This window comes from Herbiconiux sp. (assembly GCF_023264855.1).
Lineage (GTDB): Bacteria > Actinomycetota > Actinomycetes > Actinomycetales > Microbacteriaceae > Herbiconiux.
Genome location: NZ_JAHFUW010000034.1, coordinates 13,133 through 29,350 on the forward strand (window position 1 = coordinate 13,133; position 16,218 = coordinate 29,350).

The 16,218-nt window shown below is 69.0% G+C and carries 16 protein-coding genes; 8 read left to right on the forward strand and 8 right to left on the reverse strand.

Annotated elements, in window-relative coordinates; all coding sequences use genetic code 11:
• Positions 1 to 173 precede the first annotated feature (173 nt).
• A complete protein-coding gene (locus Q0D75_RS13865) occupies positions 174 to 485 on the forward strand; it encodes a Dabb family protein (protein WP_291054392.1) in 312 nt (103 codons plus the stop codon).
• A 5-nt stretch (positions 486 to 490) separates the two neighbouring features.
• Positions 491 to 1,546 carry an alcohol dehydrogenase catalytic domain-containing protein gene (locus Q0D75_RS13870; protein WP_291054494.1) on the forward strand — a complete coding sequence of 352 codons (1,056 nt, stop codon included), beginning with the start codon at positions 491 to 493 and terminating at the stop codon, positions 1,544 to 1,546.
• 5 nt (positions 1,547 to 1,551) lie between these two features.
• Here the strand turns inward: Q0D75_RS13870 and Q0D75_RS13875 are convergent, their stop codons facing one another.
• Positions 1,552 to 2,247 (reverse strand): helix-turn-helix domain-containing protein, encoded by a 696-nt coding sequence (locus Q0D75_RS13875; RefSeq protein WP_291054394.1) that lies wholly within the window; start codon positions 2,245 to 2,247, stop codon positions 1,552 to 1,554.
• Between the two features lie 159 nt (positions 2,248 to 2,406).
• Between Q0D75_RS13875 and Q0D75_RS13880 the strand changes: the two genes are divergently transcribed.
• Both Q0D75_RS13880 and Q0D75_RS13885 read left to right on the forward strand, forming a co-directional pair.
• Positions 2,407 to 3,789: a Xaa-Pro peptidase family protein gene (locus tag Q0D75_RS13880; protein ID WP_291054396.1), complete on the forward strand. Its 1,383-nt coding sequence runs from the start codon at positions 2,407 to 2,409 to the stop codon at positions 3,787 to 3,789.
• Positions 3,786 to 4,685: an NAD(P)-dependent oxidoreductase gene (locus tag Q0D75_RS13885; RefSeq protein WP_291054398.1), complete on the forward strand. Its 900-nt coding sequence runs from the start codon at positions 3,786 to 3,788 to the stop codon at positions 4,683 to 4,685. Before Q0D75_RS13880 ends, Q0D75_RS13885 begins: the two co-directional genes overlap by 4 nt.
• Positions 4,686 to 4,733: 48 nt before the next feature.
• On the opposite strand, the gene Q0D75_RS13890 is transcribed toward Q0D75_RS13885, so the two are convergent.
• Genes Q0D75_RS13890 through Q0D75_RS13900 form a run of 3 tightly spaced genes read right to left on the reverse strand, consistent with a single transcriptional unit; the run spans position 4,734 to position 6,947 of the window.
• On the reverse strand, positions 4,734 to 5,120 hold the full coding sequence (locus Q0D75_RS13890; protein ID WP_291054400.1) for a RidA family protein: 387 nt from the start codon (positions 5,118 to 5,120) through the stop codon (positions 4,734 to 4,736).
• Positions 5,121 to 5,166: 46 nt separating this feature from the next.
• Positions 5,167 to 5,736 (reverse strand): flavin reductase family protein, encoded by a 570-nt coding sequence (locus tag Q0D75_RS13895; protein WP_291054402.1) that lies wholly within the window; start codon positions 5,734 to 5,736, stop codon positions 5,167 to 5,169.
• 8 nt (positions 5,737 to 5,744) lie between these two features.
• Positions 5,745 to 6,947, reverse strand: coding sequence for an acyl-CoA dehydrogenase family protein (locus Q0D75_RS13900; RefSeq protein ID WP_291054404.1), 1,203 nt, complete (start codon positions 6,945 to 6,947; stop codon positions 5,745 to 5,747).
• 251 nt (positions 6,948 to 7,198) lie between these two features.
• Between Q0D75_RS13900 and Q0D75_RS13905 the strand changes: the two genes are divergently transcribed.
• Genes Q0D75_RS13905 through Q0D75_RS13920 form a run of 4 tightly spaced genes read left to right on the forward strand, consistent with a single transcriptional unit; the run spans position 7,199 to position 11,000 of the window.
• On the forward strand, positions 7,199 to 8,122 hold the full coding sequence (locus Q0D75_RS13905; protein ID WP_291054407.1) for an MBL fold metallo-hydrolase: 924 nt from the start codon (positions 7,199 to 7,201) through the stop codon (positions 8,120 to 8,122).
• Positions 8,123 to 8,175: 53 nt separating this feature from the next.
• Entirely contained in the window at positions 8,176 to 9,381 is a 1,206-nt protein-coding gene (locus tag Q0D75_RS13910; protein ID WP_291054410.1) for an oxidoreductase, read from the forward strand.
• Between the two features lie 5 nt (positions 9,382 to 9,386).
• Positions 9,387 to 10,070: a helix-turn-helix domain-containing protein gene (locus tag Q0D75_RS13915; RefSeq protein ID WP_291054413.1), complete on the forward strand. Its 684-nt coding sequence runs from the start codon at positions 9,387 to 9,389 to the stop codon at positions 10,068 to 10,070.
• 3 nt (positions 10,071 to 10,073) lie between these two features.
• Positions 10,074 to 11,000, forward strand: coding sequence for an alpha/beta hydrolase (locus tag Q0D75_RS13920; RefSeq protein WP_291054416.1), 927 nt, complete (start codon positions 10,074 to 10,076; stop codon positions 10,998 to 11,000).
• Positions 11,001 to 11,033: 33 nt separating this feature from the next.
• Here Q0D75_RS13920 and Q0D75_RS13925 read toward each other — a convergent pair whose 3' ends face one another.
• From Q0D75_RS13925 to Q0D75_RS13940, 4 genes are all read right to left on the reverse strand, one after another.
• Positions 11,034 to 12,128, reverse strand: coding sequence for an ABC transporter permease (locus Q0D75_RS13925; protein WP_291054419.1), 1,095 nt, complete (start codon positions 12,126 to 12,128; stop codon positions 11,034 to 11,036).
• Entirely contained in the window at positions 12,125 to 13,672 is a 1,548-nt protein-coding gene (locus Q0D75_RS13930) for a sugar ABC transporter ATP-binding protein (RefSeq protein ID WP_291054422.1), read from the reverse strand. Before Q0D75_RS13930 ends, Q0D75_RS13925 begins: the two co-directional genes overlap by 4 nt.
• A 4-nt stretch (positions 13,673 to 13,676) precedes the next feature.
• Entirely contained in the window at positions 13,677 to 14,891 is a 1,215-nt protein-coding gene (locus tag Q0D75_RS13935) for a substrate-binding domain-containing protein (RefSeq protein WP_291054425.1), read from the reverse strand.
• Between the two features lie 63 nt (positions 14,892 to 14,954).
• Positions 14,955 to 16,133, reverse strand: a complete 1,179-nt coding sequence (locus tag Q0D75_RS13940) for a substrate-binding domain-containing protein (protein ID WP_291054428.1) — start codon at positions 16,131 to 16,133, stop codon at positions 14,955 to 14,957.
• Between the last annotated feature and the right edge of the window lie 85 nt (positions 16,134 to 16,218).

A 16,218-nucleotide genomic window follows, 5' to 3' on the forward strand; every position in this document is an offset into this window, starting at 1 on the left:
AGCCGCCTCCTTTGGCGCTGTAGAAAATACAGCATTGATGTACATAGCCCACGATATAGGCTGGTAATCTGGCTCAACCAGCCCGAAGTGTAAATTGATGCTGGACAGCCCAGCGTCTTTCTGGACAGGCCGTCATCTCATGACAGCACCCTCAACGTAGAGAGCAGAGAACGATGATCCTTCACATCGCCGCATTCCGATGGAAAGACGACGTGACCGAGGCCGACGTGGCCGAGCTCACCGCCGCGCTGTCGGAGATGGCTGTGAACATCCCCGAGATCAAGTCGTACACGGCCGGTCCGAACCTGCACCTGCGCCCGGCCGGCTCGGACTACGGGGTCGCCGCCCTGCTGGAGGACGCCGCCGGGCTGGACGCCTATCTCGACCACCCCACCCACCTCGCCGTGTACGAGAAGTACCTCGGCCGCATGCTGGCCGAGCGCTCCGCCGTGCAGCTGCCGATCAGCGAGGGATCGTTCGCGTGAGCGGGATGCGCGCCGCGGTGCTGCACGACGTGGGCGACCTCCGCGTCGAGGACCGCCCGGTTCCGCAGCCCGGCCCCGGCGAGGTGCTCATCCGCGTCGCCGTGTGCGGGGTGTGCGGCAGCGACGCGACGGAGTTCGGCCGCGGCCTGGTGCTCGCCCGGCCGCCGGTGACCCTCGGGCACGAGTTCGCCGGCGTGGTGGAGGCCGTGGGCGAGGGCGTCACCGCCCCGCCGGTCGGTGCCACCGTGGTCAGCGGCGCCGGCATCTCGTGCGGCGAGTGCAAGCCGTGCCGCCAGGGCCGCACCAACCTGTGCCGCACGTATTCCACCATCGGCTTCCACCACGACGGCGGCCTCGCCGGCTACGTGGTCTCCCCCGCCGCCATCACCCTCGACGTGAGCGACAGCGGCCTCTCGCCGGACACCTTGGGGCTCACCCAGCCGATGGCCATCGCGGTGCACGCCGTGCGGCGCAGCGGGCTCGCGGCCGGTCAGGATGCGGTCATCGTGGGTGTGGGCGGCATCGGCGCCTTCATCACCGTGGCGGCCGCCGCCACCGGAGCACGCGTGCTCGTGGTCGACCTGAACGACGACCGGCTCGAGCTCGCGACCCGCCTGGGCGCCTCGGAGACGCTGAAGGCGGGAACCGATCCGCTCGCCCAACGGCTGGACGAGCTCGGCATGGACGTCGACGTGTTCTTCGAGGTGAGCGGATCGGGCCCCGGCCTCAAATCGGTTCTCGAGGCCGCCCGTCCCGGCGCCACCATCGTGCCGGTCGGCATCCAGCGCGGCGAGCCGGAGCTGCCGCTCGGGCGCTGGACCCTCAACGAATACACGATCCTGGGCACGGTCGCCCACGTCTTCGCCACCGACTTCCCCGAGGCGGTGCGCCTGCTCGGCACCCGGTCCGACTGGTCGGACATCGCCGGCGAGGTCATTCCGCTCGATCGATTGGCCGAGGATGCCCTGCAGCCCTTGCTGGAGGGGCGCTCCGCGCAGATCAAGACGCTGATCGACCCGTGGGCCACCGACTCACGACCCGCGGTGCACTCCCGCGCCTGACTCCGTCAGGCCGTGAGCTCGTCCATCGCCCGCAGCACGTCCACCGCGGAGCCCGGCTGACCGCCGGGCGACGCGGTGCTGCTCTGCGGCGCGTCGGGCAGAGCGGAGTTCTGCTGTCGCCGGCCGAACACGAACCAGATGCCCTTGGCCGGCACGGAGCCCCGGTTGGAGTACAGGTGCGGCCGCACCGAGTCGAACTGCAGCGAGTCGCCCGGATGCAGCAGGTGGGTGTCGAAGTCGAGGTGCAGGGTGAGCTCGCCCTCCAGCAGGTAGGCGTACTCGAAGCCCGCGTGGCGCATCAGCTTGTCTTCGATCGAGCTCGAGGCGCCGGGCTCGTAGGTCACCAGGAGGGCATCGACCGGGCCGCCCGCGCCGACCGCCAACCGCTCCCAGCGCACGCCGTTCTGCATCTCGATGACGGGGTTCTCCGCACGGCGCTGCACGTCGGGCAGCGCGGGCCCGGTGTGCCCGAACATCGGCGCCGGGGCATCGCCGACCGGGGCCATGCCGACCAGTTCGTCGAGCGAGACGCCCAGGTACGTGGCGAGGGCGTAGAGGGTGGCGACGGAGGGCTGCGTCTTTCCGATCTCGACCTGCGAGATCAGCGACGCCGAGACGCCGAGCGACTGCGCCACGCTCCGCAGACTGAGACCGCGTTTGGTGCGCGCCTCGCGCAGGCGTGCACCGAGACTGTCCGGCATGCTGGCTCCCAACGAACTCATCCGACCGGAAGCACCGTCGTTTTCGTCGATTCTTCCGCCGGAATCCATTGTAGGGCCCCGGAGGCCGTGTTGTAGTGTTAAGCATGACTGTACGCGCGTAAAGTGCGAAGGCACCATCCGATCTACGAGGAGGACTCGATGAAGAGCACCGGAACCACCGGCACGAACGCTGTCGACTGGGAGGCGCGGATCGACTTCGACCGCCTGCGCGACGAGCGACTGGCCCGTCTGAAGGCGGAGCTGGACCGCTCCGAGCTCGGGGCGGTGCTCGCCTTCGACTTCTCGAACATCCGCTACATGAGCTCCACCCACATCGGCACCTGGGCGATGGACAAGCTCATCCGCTTCTCGCTGCTGACCCGCAACACCGATCCGGTGGTCTGGGACTTCGGATCGGCCGCGAAGCACCACAAGCTCTACAACCCGTGGCTGGACACCACCACGGCCGAGATGGACGCCGACCCCAACGCCCCGCACGAGGGCGCCAAGCGTCCCCGCCTGGAGTCCGGCGCCCGTGCCGGCATCTCCACCCTGCGTGGCGCCTTCCCGCCCGAGGCCGAGATCGCCCAGGGCGTGGCCAAGAAGATCAAGCGGGAGCTGGAGAAGTTCGGCCTGCAGAACCAGCCGCTCGGCGTCGACGTGATCGAGCTGCCCATCCTGTTCGCCCTGCAGCAGGAGGGCATCACCGTCGTCGACGGCCAGCAGGTGTTCATGGAGGCCCGCCGGGTGAAGACCCACGACGAGATCCGCCTGCTCACCCAGGCCGCCTCGATGGTGGATGCCGCCTACGAAGACCTCTACCGGTTCCTGCGCCCGGGCGTGCGGGAGAACGAGGCCGTGGGCCTGGTCGCCAAGACGCTCTACGACCTGGGGTCGGAGTACGTCGAGGGCGTCAACGCCATCTCGGGCGAGCGCTGCTCGCCGCATCCGCACGTGTTCTCCGACCGCCTGATCCGCCCCGGCGACCCGGCCTTCTTCGACATCCTGCACAGCTTCAACGGCTACCGCACCTGCTACTACCGCACCTTCGCCGTGGGCTCGGCCTCGAGTGCACAGCGCGACGCCTACACCCGCGCCCGGGAGTACATGGACCGCGCGATCGCGCTGGTGAAGCCAGGTGCCACCACCGCCGACATCGTGAAGGTGTGGCCGAAGGCGGAGGAGTTCGGTTTCGCCGACGAGGAGGCCGCCTTCGCCCTGCAGTACGGCCACGGTGTGGGCCTGTCGATCTGGGAGAAGCCGATCTTCTCGCGCCTGACCTCGCTCGACCACCCGGAGGTGCTGCAGGAGGGCAACGTGTTCGCCCTGGAGACGTACTGGCCGTCGGCCGACGGCTGGGGTGCGGCGCGCATCGAGGAAGAGGTCGTGGTGACGGCCGACGGCTGCGAGGTCATCACCAAGTTCCCCGCCGAGGAACTGCTGGTGGCCGGCAAGCGCTACTACACGATCGACGGGCCGCTGAACCTGCAGCGCGACTCGCAGTCGCACCTGAACACGACCTGGGGTCGCGGGGAAGCATGAGCGAGGGCACCACGGCCACGCTCGCCGGAACCACCGTCGGATTCCTCGGCCTCGGCTCGATGGGGTCGGGCATGGCCCGGCGCCTGCTCGACGCCGGTCACGACGTCGTGGTGTGGAACCGGTCGCCCGCCGCCGTCGACGAGCTCGTCGCGGCGGGCGCCCGGCGGGCCGAGACACCCGCCGAGGCGCTCGAGCCCGAGCTGTCGTTCTCGATGCTCGCCAACGACGAGGCGGTGCAGGCCGTGCTCGACGAGGCGGCCATCGCCTCGCTCCGCGGCCGCACGCACGTCGTGATGGCCTCGATCAGCCCCGCGCTGGCCGATCGGCTCGCCGCGGCGTTCGAGGCCGCCGGGGCCGTCTACGTCGCCGCACCCGTGCTCGGCCGCCCGCCGGTGGCCGCTGCCGGCCAGCTGAACATCCTGGCCGCCGGGCCGGCCGCGGCCCTGGAGGCCGTCGAGCCCTACTTCGCCGAGCTCGGCAAACGCACCTGGCGGCTGGGCGAACGGGCCTCCGCCGCCAACGCCGTCAAGGCCGCCGTGAACTACAACATCATCCACGCCATGCAGGCGATCGGCGAGTCGGTGGCGATGACCGAACGCCAGGGCGTGGATCCGGCGCTGTTCACCGAGCTGCTCTCCAGCACGCTGTTCGGCGGAGTCGTGTACAGCGGCTACGGCGGCATGATCGCGCGCGGCGAGTACACCCCGCCCGGCTTCCACATCGCCCTCGGCCGCAAGGATCTCGGGCTCGCCCAGGAGGTCGCCGAGGCCGGAGGGGTCACCGCCGCGACGCTGCCGGCCCTGATCGCCGTCTTCGACGCCGCGCTGGCCGATCCCGACCTCAAGGACGCCGACTGGAGCGCCATCGCCGAGGTCTCCCGCCGCGACCTGCTCTAGCAGACCGCCCCGGAGCGGCCGGCCTGCGACCGCTCCGGGGCGTGCGCCCTAGACCGCGGCGATCGCATCCACCTCGATGGTGGCGCCGTTATAGAGGGAGTGCACGCCGATGACGGTGCTGGCCGAGGGCTCGGGCACCTTCACCAGGGCGTTGCGGGTCTCGCGCCAGACCTTCAGCTTCTCCTGGTCGAGCTCGGTGATGTACACGTTCACGCGCACCACGTCCTCCCACGTCGCACCGGCGGCCGTGAGGGCGCGCTCGACCTCGCCGTAGGTGAGCTCGATCGCGCGGGCGAAGTCGGTGGGCACCGAGCCATCCGCCTCGAAGCCGACCTGGCCCGAGATGAACACGAGGTCGCCCGCCGTCACCCGGGTGCTGTCGGAGATGCCGGGAACCACGGGGGCGGGGATGCGGCTGATGCGGTCGTTGGTCATGCTGCTCTCATTTCCTTGAGGAGCATCCGGAGATGCTCGTTCGATGCTATTCGTCGCGCCCGAAGACCGTGAGGAACGGGCCGGCCGTCTCGGGCAGTGTCGATCTGCGAGTCAGGACGTGCCAGGACCGGTTGTGGTACACCAGCGGCAACGGCTCCGCGAGTTCGCCGTCGTCACGCGGCTTGGCCTCGATGGCCTCCACGATCACGAGCGTCGACCCGTTCACCTCGACCCGCTGGGTGACGCGACCCCGCAGCCAGTTCGCCGCCGGATAGTACGGCTCGCCGGTGGGCAGCCGCCCCCAGTCGACGTCGTCGCCGAACCGGGCGGCGCCGCTGCGCGCGCCCAGCTTCGCGAGCGCGATCTGGTCCGACGTCAGCATGTGCACCACGACGGTCTCGGCGCGCCGGATGGTGGGTGTGCTGGAGGAGGCTCCGGATGCCGAGAACATCAGCGTCGGCGGATCGATCGCGACCGACGCCACCGAGCTCACCGTCATCGCCACCGGCCCGTCTCCCGCGTCCGCGGTGATGATCGCCACCCCCGCGGGGTGCGACCGGAACGCATGCCGGAACTCCTCGGCCGAGACCGGCCGCTCCGTCAGCTGCGCAGACATTCGGAGTCTCAGACGATCGGCAGAACGAAGCGCGCCTCGTCCTCCCGGCCGAAGAGCACCTTGCCGAACGCCTCGTAGCCGCTGGCCGACAGGGTGTGACCGTGCCGGGCCGCCGTGGCCTGGTCGCGCCAGACACGCTGCAGCACCGAGGACTCTGCGAAGCCCGCCGAACCGTGCGCAGTGATCAGCTCGTTGATCAGGGTCGTGATCGTCTCGACCACCCAGCCGGCCTTCGCCCGCATCTCGATGCGCTCCGCATAGGGCGCGTAGTATCCGGCCTCGGTCGCCGCGTAGATCTGGTCGGCGACCTGCTGCGCCACGGCCTCGGCCGCGCTCAACTGCACGGCCGCCTTCGCCACGGCCGACTGGAAGATCGCCGAGTCGGCCTGCTTCTCGTACCCCGTGTATGCGATCGACTTGCTCTCGGCCTTCGCGATCACGAAGTCCAGCGCCGCCCGCCCCATCCCGAGGTGCGGTCCCACGAGCTTCATGAACAGGGAGGGGACGAAGATGGTGTCGTAGGAGGCCTCGGGGTTCTCACCGAGATACGTGCCCTCGACGGCCGCCGTGAGCGGGAAGATGCGGTGCTCGGGCACGAACACGTCCTCAGCGATCTGCATCACACTGGCCGTGGACTTCATCCCCGCCACGAACCAGTTGTCCTCGTACGTGAGGTCGGCCGTGGGGATGAGGGCCAGCCCGGCGTCGATGACGTCGCCCGCCTCGTTCTTCAACGGAATCCCCAACAACGACCAGGTGGCTTGCAGGCTCCCCGTGCCGTACCCCCACTTGCCGTTCACCCGGTACCCGCCCTCGACGCGCGTGGAGTCCGAGGTGGTGGCCAGGACGATCGAGATCAGCGAGTCGAGCCCACCGTCCGCACCCCAGACATCCTCTTGGGCGCGCTCGTCCATCAGGCTCACTACCCAGGCGCCGGAATCCAGGATGCCGTCCACCCATGCCAGGCTCCCGTCACCACGACCGATCGCCCGGGCGACCGCGTGGGCCTCCCGCGTGTTCGCGGCGAGCCCACCGAATTTCGTCGGAGCCGAGATCGCGAACGCGCCCGTGGCCGCGACGGCGTCGAACACCTCTGACGGGATGCGACGGCTCTGGTCGGCCTCGCGACCTCCCGCGATGAGCTGCGGACGCAAGGCATCGATCTTCTCGACGATGGCCTCGATCTCCGGCCGGATGGCTGCCACGGACATGGGAACTCCTCACGCTCATTGCGGATATGACGGACTGTCTCCAGAGAATTTCAGGCGTGATGGTCTTTGTCAAGCCTCACTGAAATCCTTTGGAGACATCCTCGGCGCGAGAACGGGGATCTGGCGGGTTATGTGCAGTGTCACTGCCGATTATTTACATGCACGCAACACAAACAAGATTCATGCGTGCTAATTTTCTCGGCACTCAATGTAATTCTCACTTAAGCTCACCACGCGTCGAAGGAGACCACATGTCTGATGCATTCCCCCGCACGGCCGGCCCGGATGCCGCGACCGACTACTCGATCTGGTCGCTGGAGTTCTGCCACGCCGACATGCCGCACGACTTCTTCGGGGGTTCGGGCATCTTCAGCAACGCGGGCATCATCCGCATCCCGATGCTCTACACGCTCGTGGTGGGAGGCGAGGTCGGCGGAAAACAGCACGTCGCCCTCGTGGACTGCGGGTTCCGCAACGACTACTGGCTGAACCGGTACGACTTCTCGAACTGGCACGACCCGGCGGCCGTGCTGGGCTCGGTCGGCTACACCCCCGAAGACGTCGACGTCATCCTGGTCAGCCACATGCACTTCGACCACATGGGCAACTTCGAGGCCTTCCCGAACGCCAAGCTCTTCGTGCAGCTCGACGAGTTCACGGGCTGGTCGGAGGCCGTGGCCTCCACGCTCCAGCAGCCGGAGGCGGAACAGTCCTGGGTGTTCTCCTCGTTCGACCCCACCGACCTGGCCCGCGCGGCCCAGGGCATCGTCGACGGACGGGTGGTGTTCGTCAAGGGAGATGAGGAACTGCTGCCCGGCATCACGGCACGACTCGCGAAGGACTCCCATACCTTCGGGTCGCAGTGGTTCTCCATCGAGACGTCCAACGGGCCTTACGTGGCGGCGGGCGACACGGTTTACTGGTACTCGAACGTGGAGAAGATGTGGGCCCCGGGCTACGGGCAGGGCAACTCGTTCACCCTGCTCGAGGTCTACCGCACCCTGCAGAAGGAGCTCAAGCGCGAGACGTCCCGCATCATCCCCGGGCACGACTCGCAGATCGCAGAGCGTCACACCTCGTGGATCGCCGAGACCGGCAACTCGGTCTCCGAGATCACCCTCCGCGCCGACGACCACTCCCGCAAACCCCACTCGGCCCCGCAGCTGTTCCGCTGAGCCGAACGACACAGATGAACGACACAGATCAACGACACAGATCGAGGTCTTCGATGGTCACCGACCGCTCCCTCGCCCCCGAGATCGCCGAGCTCGTGCACCGCGTCGGCGACGTCGTGCCCGTGCTGCTCGAGAACGCCGCGGAGGGCGAGCTGAACCGGCGCATCCCGGATGCCTCGATCGCGGCGCTCGTGCAGAGCGGCGCCTTCCGCCTCTCGGTGCCCACCCGCTTCGGGGGCTACGCCGGCACCGCCCGCGCGGCGATCGCCGTCGCGCGGGAGATCGGCCTCGGCGACGGCGGCGCCGCGTGGCTGTTCGGTATCTACGACTCCGGCGCCTGGGTGACCGCACTCCTCCCCCTCCGGGCGCAGCAGGAGGTCTGGGGCGAGAACCCCGACACGCTCGTCTCGATCGTGCTCGCCACCACGTCGAAGGCCGTCAAGGTCGAGGGCGGCTACCGGGTCACCGGTAAATGGAACTACGGCACCGGATCCTCGCACGCCGAGTGGTCGCTGCTCGGGGTGCCGCTGGAAGACGAGGGCGGCAACGTGATCGACGGCGGTCTCGCGCTCATCCCCGCAGCCGATCTGACGACGGAGCAGACCTGGTTCGTCGCGGGCATGAAGTCGACCGGCAGCAACACCCAGGTCGCCGACGACGTCTTCGTTCCCGACCACCGCATCCTCCCCCTCACCCCCGCCCTGGAGGGCGAGTATCCGGGCGAGGGCGTCAACCCCGAGCTCTCGTACAAGACCCCCTTCGTGCCCTCGCTCGTGCTCAAACTCGTCGGCCCCCACCTCGGGATGGGTCGCGCCGTGCTCGACCTGGTGATCGCCAAGGCGTCGACGAAGGCCATCGCCTACACGAGCTACGACCGGCAGTCCGAGTCGGTGGGATTCCAGCTCGCGATCGCTCGCGCGGCACTCCTGCTCGAGACGGCCGAGCTGTTCCTCGGCAACCTCGCCGACCAGTTGCAGGCCGAGGCCGAGGCGGGAACCTATCGCGACTACGCCGAGCGCATCCATGTGCGGGCGGGGGTGGGCTGGGCCGTGGAGTCGGTCACCCAGGCCATCGACACCCTGCTCACGGCCCACGGCTCGGCGGCCTTCGCCGATGTCAACGCCATCCAGCGGTTCTGGCGCGACCAGGCCACGGCCGCCCGGCACGCGCACTCCCTGCCCTCGACCGGATACGAGGTCTACGGCAAGGTGCTGCTCGGTCTCGTCGACGAGGCCCGGGCCGTTCTCCCGGCAGTATGAGTGACGTGAACTCCCTCTCCGCCATCGGCGCCCGCCTCAAGACCGTGCGCGAAGCACAGAACCTCACCCTCAAGTCCCTCGCGGACTCGATGGGGGTGACGCCGAGCCTGCTCTCGCAGATCGAGAACGACAAGGTGCAGCCCTCGCTCAACACGCTCTACCAGCTGGCCGTGCGGCTGGAGATCTCGGTCGACGAGCTGCTCGGCATCGAGGCCGGCCGCGACACGCGCCGCAGGCCCGGGCCGGTGCAGCGGTTCGAGGAGAATCCGGTGGTGGAGCTGGAGTCGGGGGTGCGGCTCGAGCTGCTCGCCGGCGGGGCGGCGGGCATCGTCGAGCCGCTCATGGTGACCTACCGGCCGCACTCGTCCACGACGGCCGGCGCGCTCTGGAGCCGCCACCTCGGCTACGACTTCGGCGTGCTCCTGGAGGGCGAGCTCACCCTGCGGCTCGGCTTCGAGGAGCACCGCATCCGCGCCGGGGACTCCGTGCACTTCGACACCACACAGCCGCACGTGTACCTCAACGACTCGGCCGAGCCCGCCCGGGGGGTGTGGTTCACGCTGCGCAACCCGCCCGAGCAGCCGGCAGGCAGCGGCGAGACCTCGCCGCGCGACCGCGTCACCCGGGCCCGGCCGGGCTCCCTCAGCGACGTGCTGAACGCGCTGCACAACCACGACGATTGGGGCTAGACCATGACCCTCCACCCGCACGCCCGCGCCTTTCTCGACATCGTGAAGGATGCCCCGCCGCTGGACACGCAGACGGCGGAGCAGAACCGCGCCGACCTCGAGAACGCGCTGCCGCTCACCGGAGAGGCCGCCTCCCTCCCCGTCGTCGAGGATCGCCGGATCGCCGGAGTGGGCGTGCGCGTGTACAGCCCGCGGCCGCTCGACGAGGCGCTGCCGGCCGTCGTCTACTTCCACGGCGGCGGGTGGGTTCTCGGCGACCTCGAGATCGCCGACACCACCGCCCGGGCCATCGCCGTGGCGGCGGACGCGACCGTGATCAGCGTCGACTACCGCAAGGCGCCGGAAGACCCGTTCCCCGCCGCCGTCGAGGACGCGCTCGCCGTCACCACCGCGGTGCTGACGGGCGAGGCGGGTTTCCCCCTCGACGTGCGCCGGGTCGCGGTGGCCGGGGACAGCGCGGGCGGCAATCTCGCCGCCGTCACGGCCCAGCAGCTCGCCGGGGCGCATCCGGGGCTCGTGCACCAGGCCCTGATCTACCCCGCGGTCGACGCCCGCATGCCGAGAGAGGGCAGCTACCTCACCTACGCGAAAGGGCACTTCCTGACCGCCCGCGACATGGCCTACTTCTTCGACACCTATGCGCCCGGCGTCGACCGCGCGGACGTGCGGCTCTCCCCCGCGGCGAGCGCCTCCCTGGCCGGGCTGCCCTCTGCCACGATCGTCACCGCCGAGTGCGACCCGTTGCACGACGAGGGGGTCGCCTACGCGAACGCGCTCGGAGCGGCGGGAGTGCCCGTGGTCTCGGTGACCTTCGACGGCCTCGTGCATCCGTTCGTCTACATGGGCGGGGTGATCGGCCCGGCCCACACCGCCCGGCGGATGATCGGCGCCGAGCTCCGGGCCGCGTTCGCCGCGGTGCCCGGCGCCTAGAGCGACGGGCACCGCGATCGAGGTCCCTGAGGACTACTCCGTCGGGGTCTTCGAGCGGCCGAAGCGCGGGGTGGCACGGCGGATGGCGCTGCCGCGCCGGGCCGTGCGCTCGTAGCGGGAGAGACCGACGGCGGCCAGCAGGGCCACGCCGTTGAACAGGTCGCTGACCCAGTTCTGTGCGCCGAGCAGCTGCAGGCCCTTGATGCCCACGGCCAGAACGTAGACCGAGATCACGGTGCCCCACACGTTGAACCGGCCGCCCTTGAACTGGGTCGATCCGAGGAACACGGCGGTCAGCGCGGGCAGCAGCAGGCCCGGGCCCACCGTGGGGTCACCCGCGTTGATGCGCGAGGCCAGCAGCACACCGGCGAGCGAGGCGATGATGCCGCCGGCCACCAGCGAAGCAACCTGGAGCCTGCCCACGTTCACGCCCGAGAGCCGCGCGCCGTCGGGGTTGTACCCTGCGGCGTACATCCGCCGGCCGATGGGGGTGCGCTCGAGCACGTACCAGACCACCACGGCCACGAGCAGCATGATGAAGACCGGGTTGGTGAGCTTGAAGTTCGGGTTGTTCGGGTCCAGCGGCAGGCCGCCGGTGGCGAACAGCCGGAAGCCGTCCTCCAGACCGATGATCTGGCGGTTCTCGGAGAGGAACGCCAGGCCCGCCAGCAGGATCGAGCTCATACCCAGGGTGGCGATGAACGAGTCGATCTTGCCCTTGGTGATGATCAGGCCCGAGACGATGCCGATCAGCGCGCCCACCAGGATGGTGAGCGGGATCGCGATGCCCCACGGCAGCTGCAGCTTGGTCTGCAGCACGGCCACCAGGATGACGGCGAAGCCGACCTCCGCGCCGATCGCGAGGTTGAACACGCCGTTGACCAGCGGGATCAGCACCGCGATGGCGGCCAGCACCGTGATCGACTGCGCATCCAGCAGCACCAGCCAGGTGCCGGCGGTGAGGAAGGTCTTCGGGGTGATGATCGCGAACACCGCGAACAGCACGATGAAGATGTAGATGGCGCTGATGTTGCTGAACGACAGCGCCTTGCGCAGCCCGCCGGGCCGCGCGGATCCGCTGGTCTCGGGCGCCTCCTGGGCGATCGAGATGGATTCGGTCTTCTTCACGGTGCGTCCTCGCTCTTCAATCCATAGCCTTCGATGACGAGCCGCGTCTCCGTCAGCTCGTCGCCCGCCAGTTCGGCGGCGATCCTTCCCTCACGCAGCACGAGCACGCGATCGCACAGCCGCACCAGCTCCTTCGCCTCCGAGGAGCACACCAGCACGGCCGCGCCGCCCTCCGCCGCGTTGTCGATCGCGTCGTAGATCGCCTGCTTGGCGCCGATGTCGACGCCCTGCGTGGGCTCTTCCAGCAGCAGCAGCCGGGGCTTGTTGCGCAGCCACTTGGCGAACACGATCTTCTGCTGGTTACCGCCCGAGAATTGCGCGAAGGTCTGCTCCGAGCGCGGCGGCTTCACGTCGTAGGTGCGGATCAGGGTCTCGGCGTGCTCGCGCTCCTTGCCGAGGCTGATGCCTCCGAGCGAGTTCGTGAGCGTCTTCAGCTCCGGCAGAGTCACGTTCTCCCGCGCCGTCATCAGCCGCACCGAGCCGAGCTTGGCCCGGTCGCCCGGCACGAACGCGGCACCACGACGGATGCTCTCCCCCGGCGAGCGCTTGAGGTACGGCTTGCCCGCGAGGGTGAAGCTGTCGACGTCGGCGTCGATCGATCCGAAGATCATCGCCGGCAGGGTCTCGCGACCGGAGCCGAGCACGCCCGCCACACCCACCACCTCGCCGGCGCTGACCCGCAGGTCGACGTCCTCGAGGATCGCGCCGGTGAGACCGGTGATCTCCAGCACCACCTCGCCGTGCACCCGCGCGTTCTCGCCGTGCTCGGCCTCGCCCACCGGGATGCCGGTGACGTAGGAGACCAGCCGGTCGTGGTCCAGCGACGAGCGGGACTCGTCGGCGACCTTGCGGCCGTCGCGCAGCACCACCACGCGGTCGGCGATGTCGAGCACCTCGTCGAGACGGTGCGAGATGAAGATGACCCCGGCGCCGTCGGCGGCGAGCTTCTTCACGGCATCGAACAGCACACGCACCTCGGTGGCGTGCAGGGCCTCGGTGGGTTCGTCGAGGATGAGCACGTTGCGCGGATGCTGCCAGCCGTCCAGGGCCCGGGCGATGCCGATGATGGAGCGCTGCGCGGGAGCGAGCCGGCTGATCGGCACGTCCACGTCGAACGGCTCGCCGAAGCGGCCGATCAGCTGCCGCGCCTTCGCGCGCTCCTTCTTGCGGTCGAACGGCGCGAACGAAGCAGCCCCCTGATAGTGGGTGATGCCGAGGTTCTCGACGGCCGTGAGCTCGTTCGCGAGCCCCAGATCCTGGTGGATGATGTGCAGCTCGGTGTCCATCCCGTCGCGGGAGGACAGCTCCACCTCGCCGCCGTCGGAGGTGTACACGCCGGCGAGGATCTTCACCAGCGTCGACTTGCCCGATCCGTTGTGACCGACGACCGCGACCACCTCGCCGCTGTGCACGTCGAGGGAGACCTCGTCCAGCGCCCGGTTTCCCGGGAAGTCCTTGATCATCCCCTCGATGCGCAGCAGCGGCGCGGTGTCACGCGGCGCCGGAGCGGCCGCGGGGCCGGTGGTCGTGGTGTCGTCGGTCATCGGGTCACTTGCCCCAGAGGGTGGTGAACTGGTCTTCGAAGCCGTCCAGCGCGACGTACCCGGCCGGGGTCAGGTAGTCGTCGGCGTTGCGGATCGAGACGATGTGCGAGATGGCCCGGCCGGCGGCGGCCCAGTCGCCGTCGAGGTAAGGAACCTCCATGCCCTGCATGGTGCGGAGCCCCTCATCCACCTGCAGCCACATGAACATGTTGAAGTCGACCGCGTAGCCGGCCACCTCGGTACCGTCGGCGATCTGCTGGATGTTCTGCGGCAGCGAGGACTGGCCGACGCCGTAGGCATTGGTCAGGCCGGCCAGCGAGGCCTTGTCGGCCAGACCGATCTGGTACTGGTCGGCGAGCGAGATGAAGAACTGGGTCTCGGGGTGCGCCTGCAAGTCGCTGACGATCTTGTCGGCGGGGCTCGGGTCGGCGATCGAGATGTCGACCGTGCGGATCGAGCAGTCGGGGCAGAGCTCCTTCAGCGCCGCGGGCACCGCCGTGTTCTGGATCTCGGAGGCCGGGATCTCGGGGATGGAGTACATCACGAACTCGGTCGCGGTGCCGCAGGTGAGCGACACGGCCGCGGCCGCGAGCACCTCGCTGTTGAACTGGATGCTGCCGGCGCCGCCGAGCGAGTCGGTGAGGCCGAACTCCTCGGCGTTCAGCTGGCCGCCGTAGACGATGGCCGTGCCGGCCGCCTTGAGCTCCTCCAGCTGGTCCTGGAAGAAGCGGGCGTCCACCGACTGGTCGAACACGATGTCGGGCTTCATCTCGACGACCGAGTTCAGCGCCGAGTTGATGCTCTGCGCGTCGGTGCCGGTGTCGATGTTGACGAACTGGATGCCGGCGGCCTCGGCGGCCGACTGCAGGCCGGCCTGGAACAGCGCGGCCACCGGGGTGCCGTTGTTGAGGTACACGGCCGTGGTGGACGGGTCCACCGGGCTCTTCAGCTTCTCGGTGGGCAGGATGGCGGTGGTCGGCTCCTCGAGCGACTTCACCAGGGCGTCCGCCGTGTCGAAGTCGACGCCGTCGGCCGGGCCGGTGGCGCAGCTGCCGTCGTCGGCCATGTAGGTGAGCGAGGTGTCTCCTCCGGCGGCGCCGGTGCTGCCGGCGTCACCGCCCTCGGAGGAGCAGCCGGCGGCCACGAGGGAGAAGGCGCCGAGAACGGCGACGGCTCCCAGCAGCTTGCGGGTCGAGGTGTTCAGGATGCGACGGTGCATGGAATTCTCTCTTTCGGGTGAACGAGGAAGGTCGGTGGATGGTGGCGGCCGGTGGGTTGCCGGCTACTTGCCCCAGAGGGTCTTGAAGTCGGCTTCCATGCCGGGGTAGGCCTGGAATCCGTCGACGAACTGGCCGGCGTTGGCGGGCGTGAGCACGAGGGACACGGCGCGGTTGACGGCTTCCCAGTCGGTGTAGGGCTCGTACACGCCCTGCGCCTTGCGGAAGGCCTCGTCCAGCAGCAGCCACATGAACATGTTCAGGTCGACGGCGAACCCGGCGGACTGGAGGCCGTCGGAGAGCTGCTGGATGTTCGGCGGCAGCGAGGACTGGCCGAAGCCGTAGGCGTTGGTGAGGCCGGCGAGGTTCGCCTTCTCGCCGAGACCGATCTGATACTGGTCGACCGGGGTGATGAAGTAGTCGGTCTCGGGGTGGGACTGCAGGTCGCTGACGATCTTGTCGGCCGGGCTCGGGTCGATGATCGAGATGTCGACCACCCGGAGCGTGCAGTCGGCGCAGAGTTCCTTCAGGTAGTCCTGGGCGGCCTGCAGCTGGATGGCGGCGAAGCCGAGCTCGGGCACGTTGTAGAACACGAAGTCGTTGCCGGTACCGCAGGTGAAGGCGACGGCGCCCGCAGCGAGCACCTGCCCGTTCACCAGCGAGGCGTTGAGGCCGCCGAGCGTGTCGTCGAGACCGAAGTCCTCGGCGTTGGGCTGGGAGGCGTAGACCACCGGGATTCCCTTGGCCTCGAGCTGCTTCAGCTGGTCCTGGTAGAAGGTGGCGTCGATGGCCACCGAGATCACCGCATCCGGCTCCATCTCCACCACGGAGTTGAGGGCGGTGTTGATGCTCTGGGCGTCGGTGCCCGTGCTGACGTTGACGAGGTTCACGCCCGCAGCGGCGGCGGCGAGCTCCATGCTCGAGTACATGATGCCGGCGACGGCGGTGTCGTTGTTGAGGAAGACCACGGTGGTGTCGGCGCTGACGGGCTCCGGCAGCGGCTCGGTCTGGATCAGGCCGGTCGCCGGCACCTGGAACGACTGGATGAGCGCGTTCGCGGCGTCGTAGTCCACGCCGTCGGCGGGGCCGGTGGCGCACTCGCCGTCGGCGCTCTGGTAGGTGAGTTCGACCGCCCCCGCGGAGTCGCCTCCGTCACTTCCGGTGGCGGAGCATCCGGTGGCCAGGAGGGAGATGGCGGCGAGTAATGCGGCCGCGCGCAGAGCTGCTGTGATGCGTCGTTGCATGTGATTGCTCACTTTCTGGTGACGTCTTTGTCATAACGTCCGACAATCTTTGTCGGACAATGAGGTAATCATACACTTGGGCTTG

Coding starts and splice junctions, on each gene's coding strand:
- Q0D75_RS13865 (WP_291054392.1), top strand. CDS start 174: ATGATCCTTCACATCGCCGCATTCCGATGGAAAGACGACGTGACCGAG.
- Q0D75_RS13870 (WP_291054494.1), top strand. CDS start 491: ATGCGCGCCGCGGTGCTGCACGACGTGGGCGACCTCCGCGTCGAGGAC.
- Q0D75_RS13875 (WP_291054394.1), bottom strand. CDS start 2,247: ATGCCGGACAGTCTCGGTGCACGCCTGCGCGAGGCGCGCACCAAACGC.
- Q0D75_RS13880 (WP_291054396.1), top strand. CDS start 2,407: ATGAAGAGCACCGGAACCACCGGCACGAACGCTGTCGACTGGGAGGCG.
- Q0D75_RS13885 (WP_291054398.1), top strand. CDS start 3,786: ATGAGCGAGGGCACCACGGCCACGCTCGCCGGAACCACCGTCGGATTC.
- Q0D75_RS13890 (WP_291054400.1), bottom strand. CDS start 5,120: ATGACCAACGACCGCATCAGCCGCATCCCCGCCCCCGTGGTTCCCGGC.
- Q0D75_RS13895 (WP_291054402.1), bottom strand. CDS start 5,736: ATGTCTGCGCAGCTGACGGAGCGGCCGGTCTCGGCCGAGGAGTTCCGG.
- Q0D75_RS13900 (WP_291054404.1), bottom strand. CDS start 6,947: ATGTCCGTGGCAGCCATCCGGCCGGAGATCGAGGCCATCGTCGAGAAG.
- Q0D75_RS13905 (WP_291054407.1), top strand. CDS start 7,199: ATGTCTGATGCATTCCCCCGCACGGCCGGCCCGGATGCCGCGACCGAC.
- Q0D75_RS13910 (WP_291054410.1), top strand. CDS start 8,176: ATGGTCACCGACCGCTCCCTCGCCCCCGAGATCGCCGAGCTCGTGCAC.
- Q0D75_RS13920 (WP_291054416.1), top strand. CDS start 10,074: ATGACCCTCCACCCGCACGCCCGCGCCTTTCTCGACATCGTGAAGGAT.
- Q0D75_RS13930 (WP_291054422.1), bottom strand. CDS start 13,672: ATGACCGACGACACCACGACCACCGGCCCCGCGGCCGCTCCGGCGCCG.
- Q0D75_RS13935 (WP_291054425.1), bottom strand. CDS start 14,891: ATGCACCGTCGCATCCTGAACACCTCGACCCGCAAGCTGCTGGGAGCC.
- Q0D75_RS13940 (WP_291054428.1), bottom strand. CDS start 16,133: ATGCAACGACGCATCACAGCAGCTCTGCGCGCGGCCGCATTACTCGCC.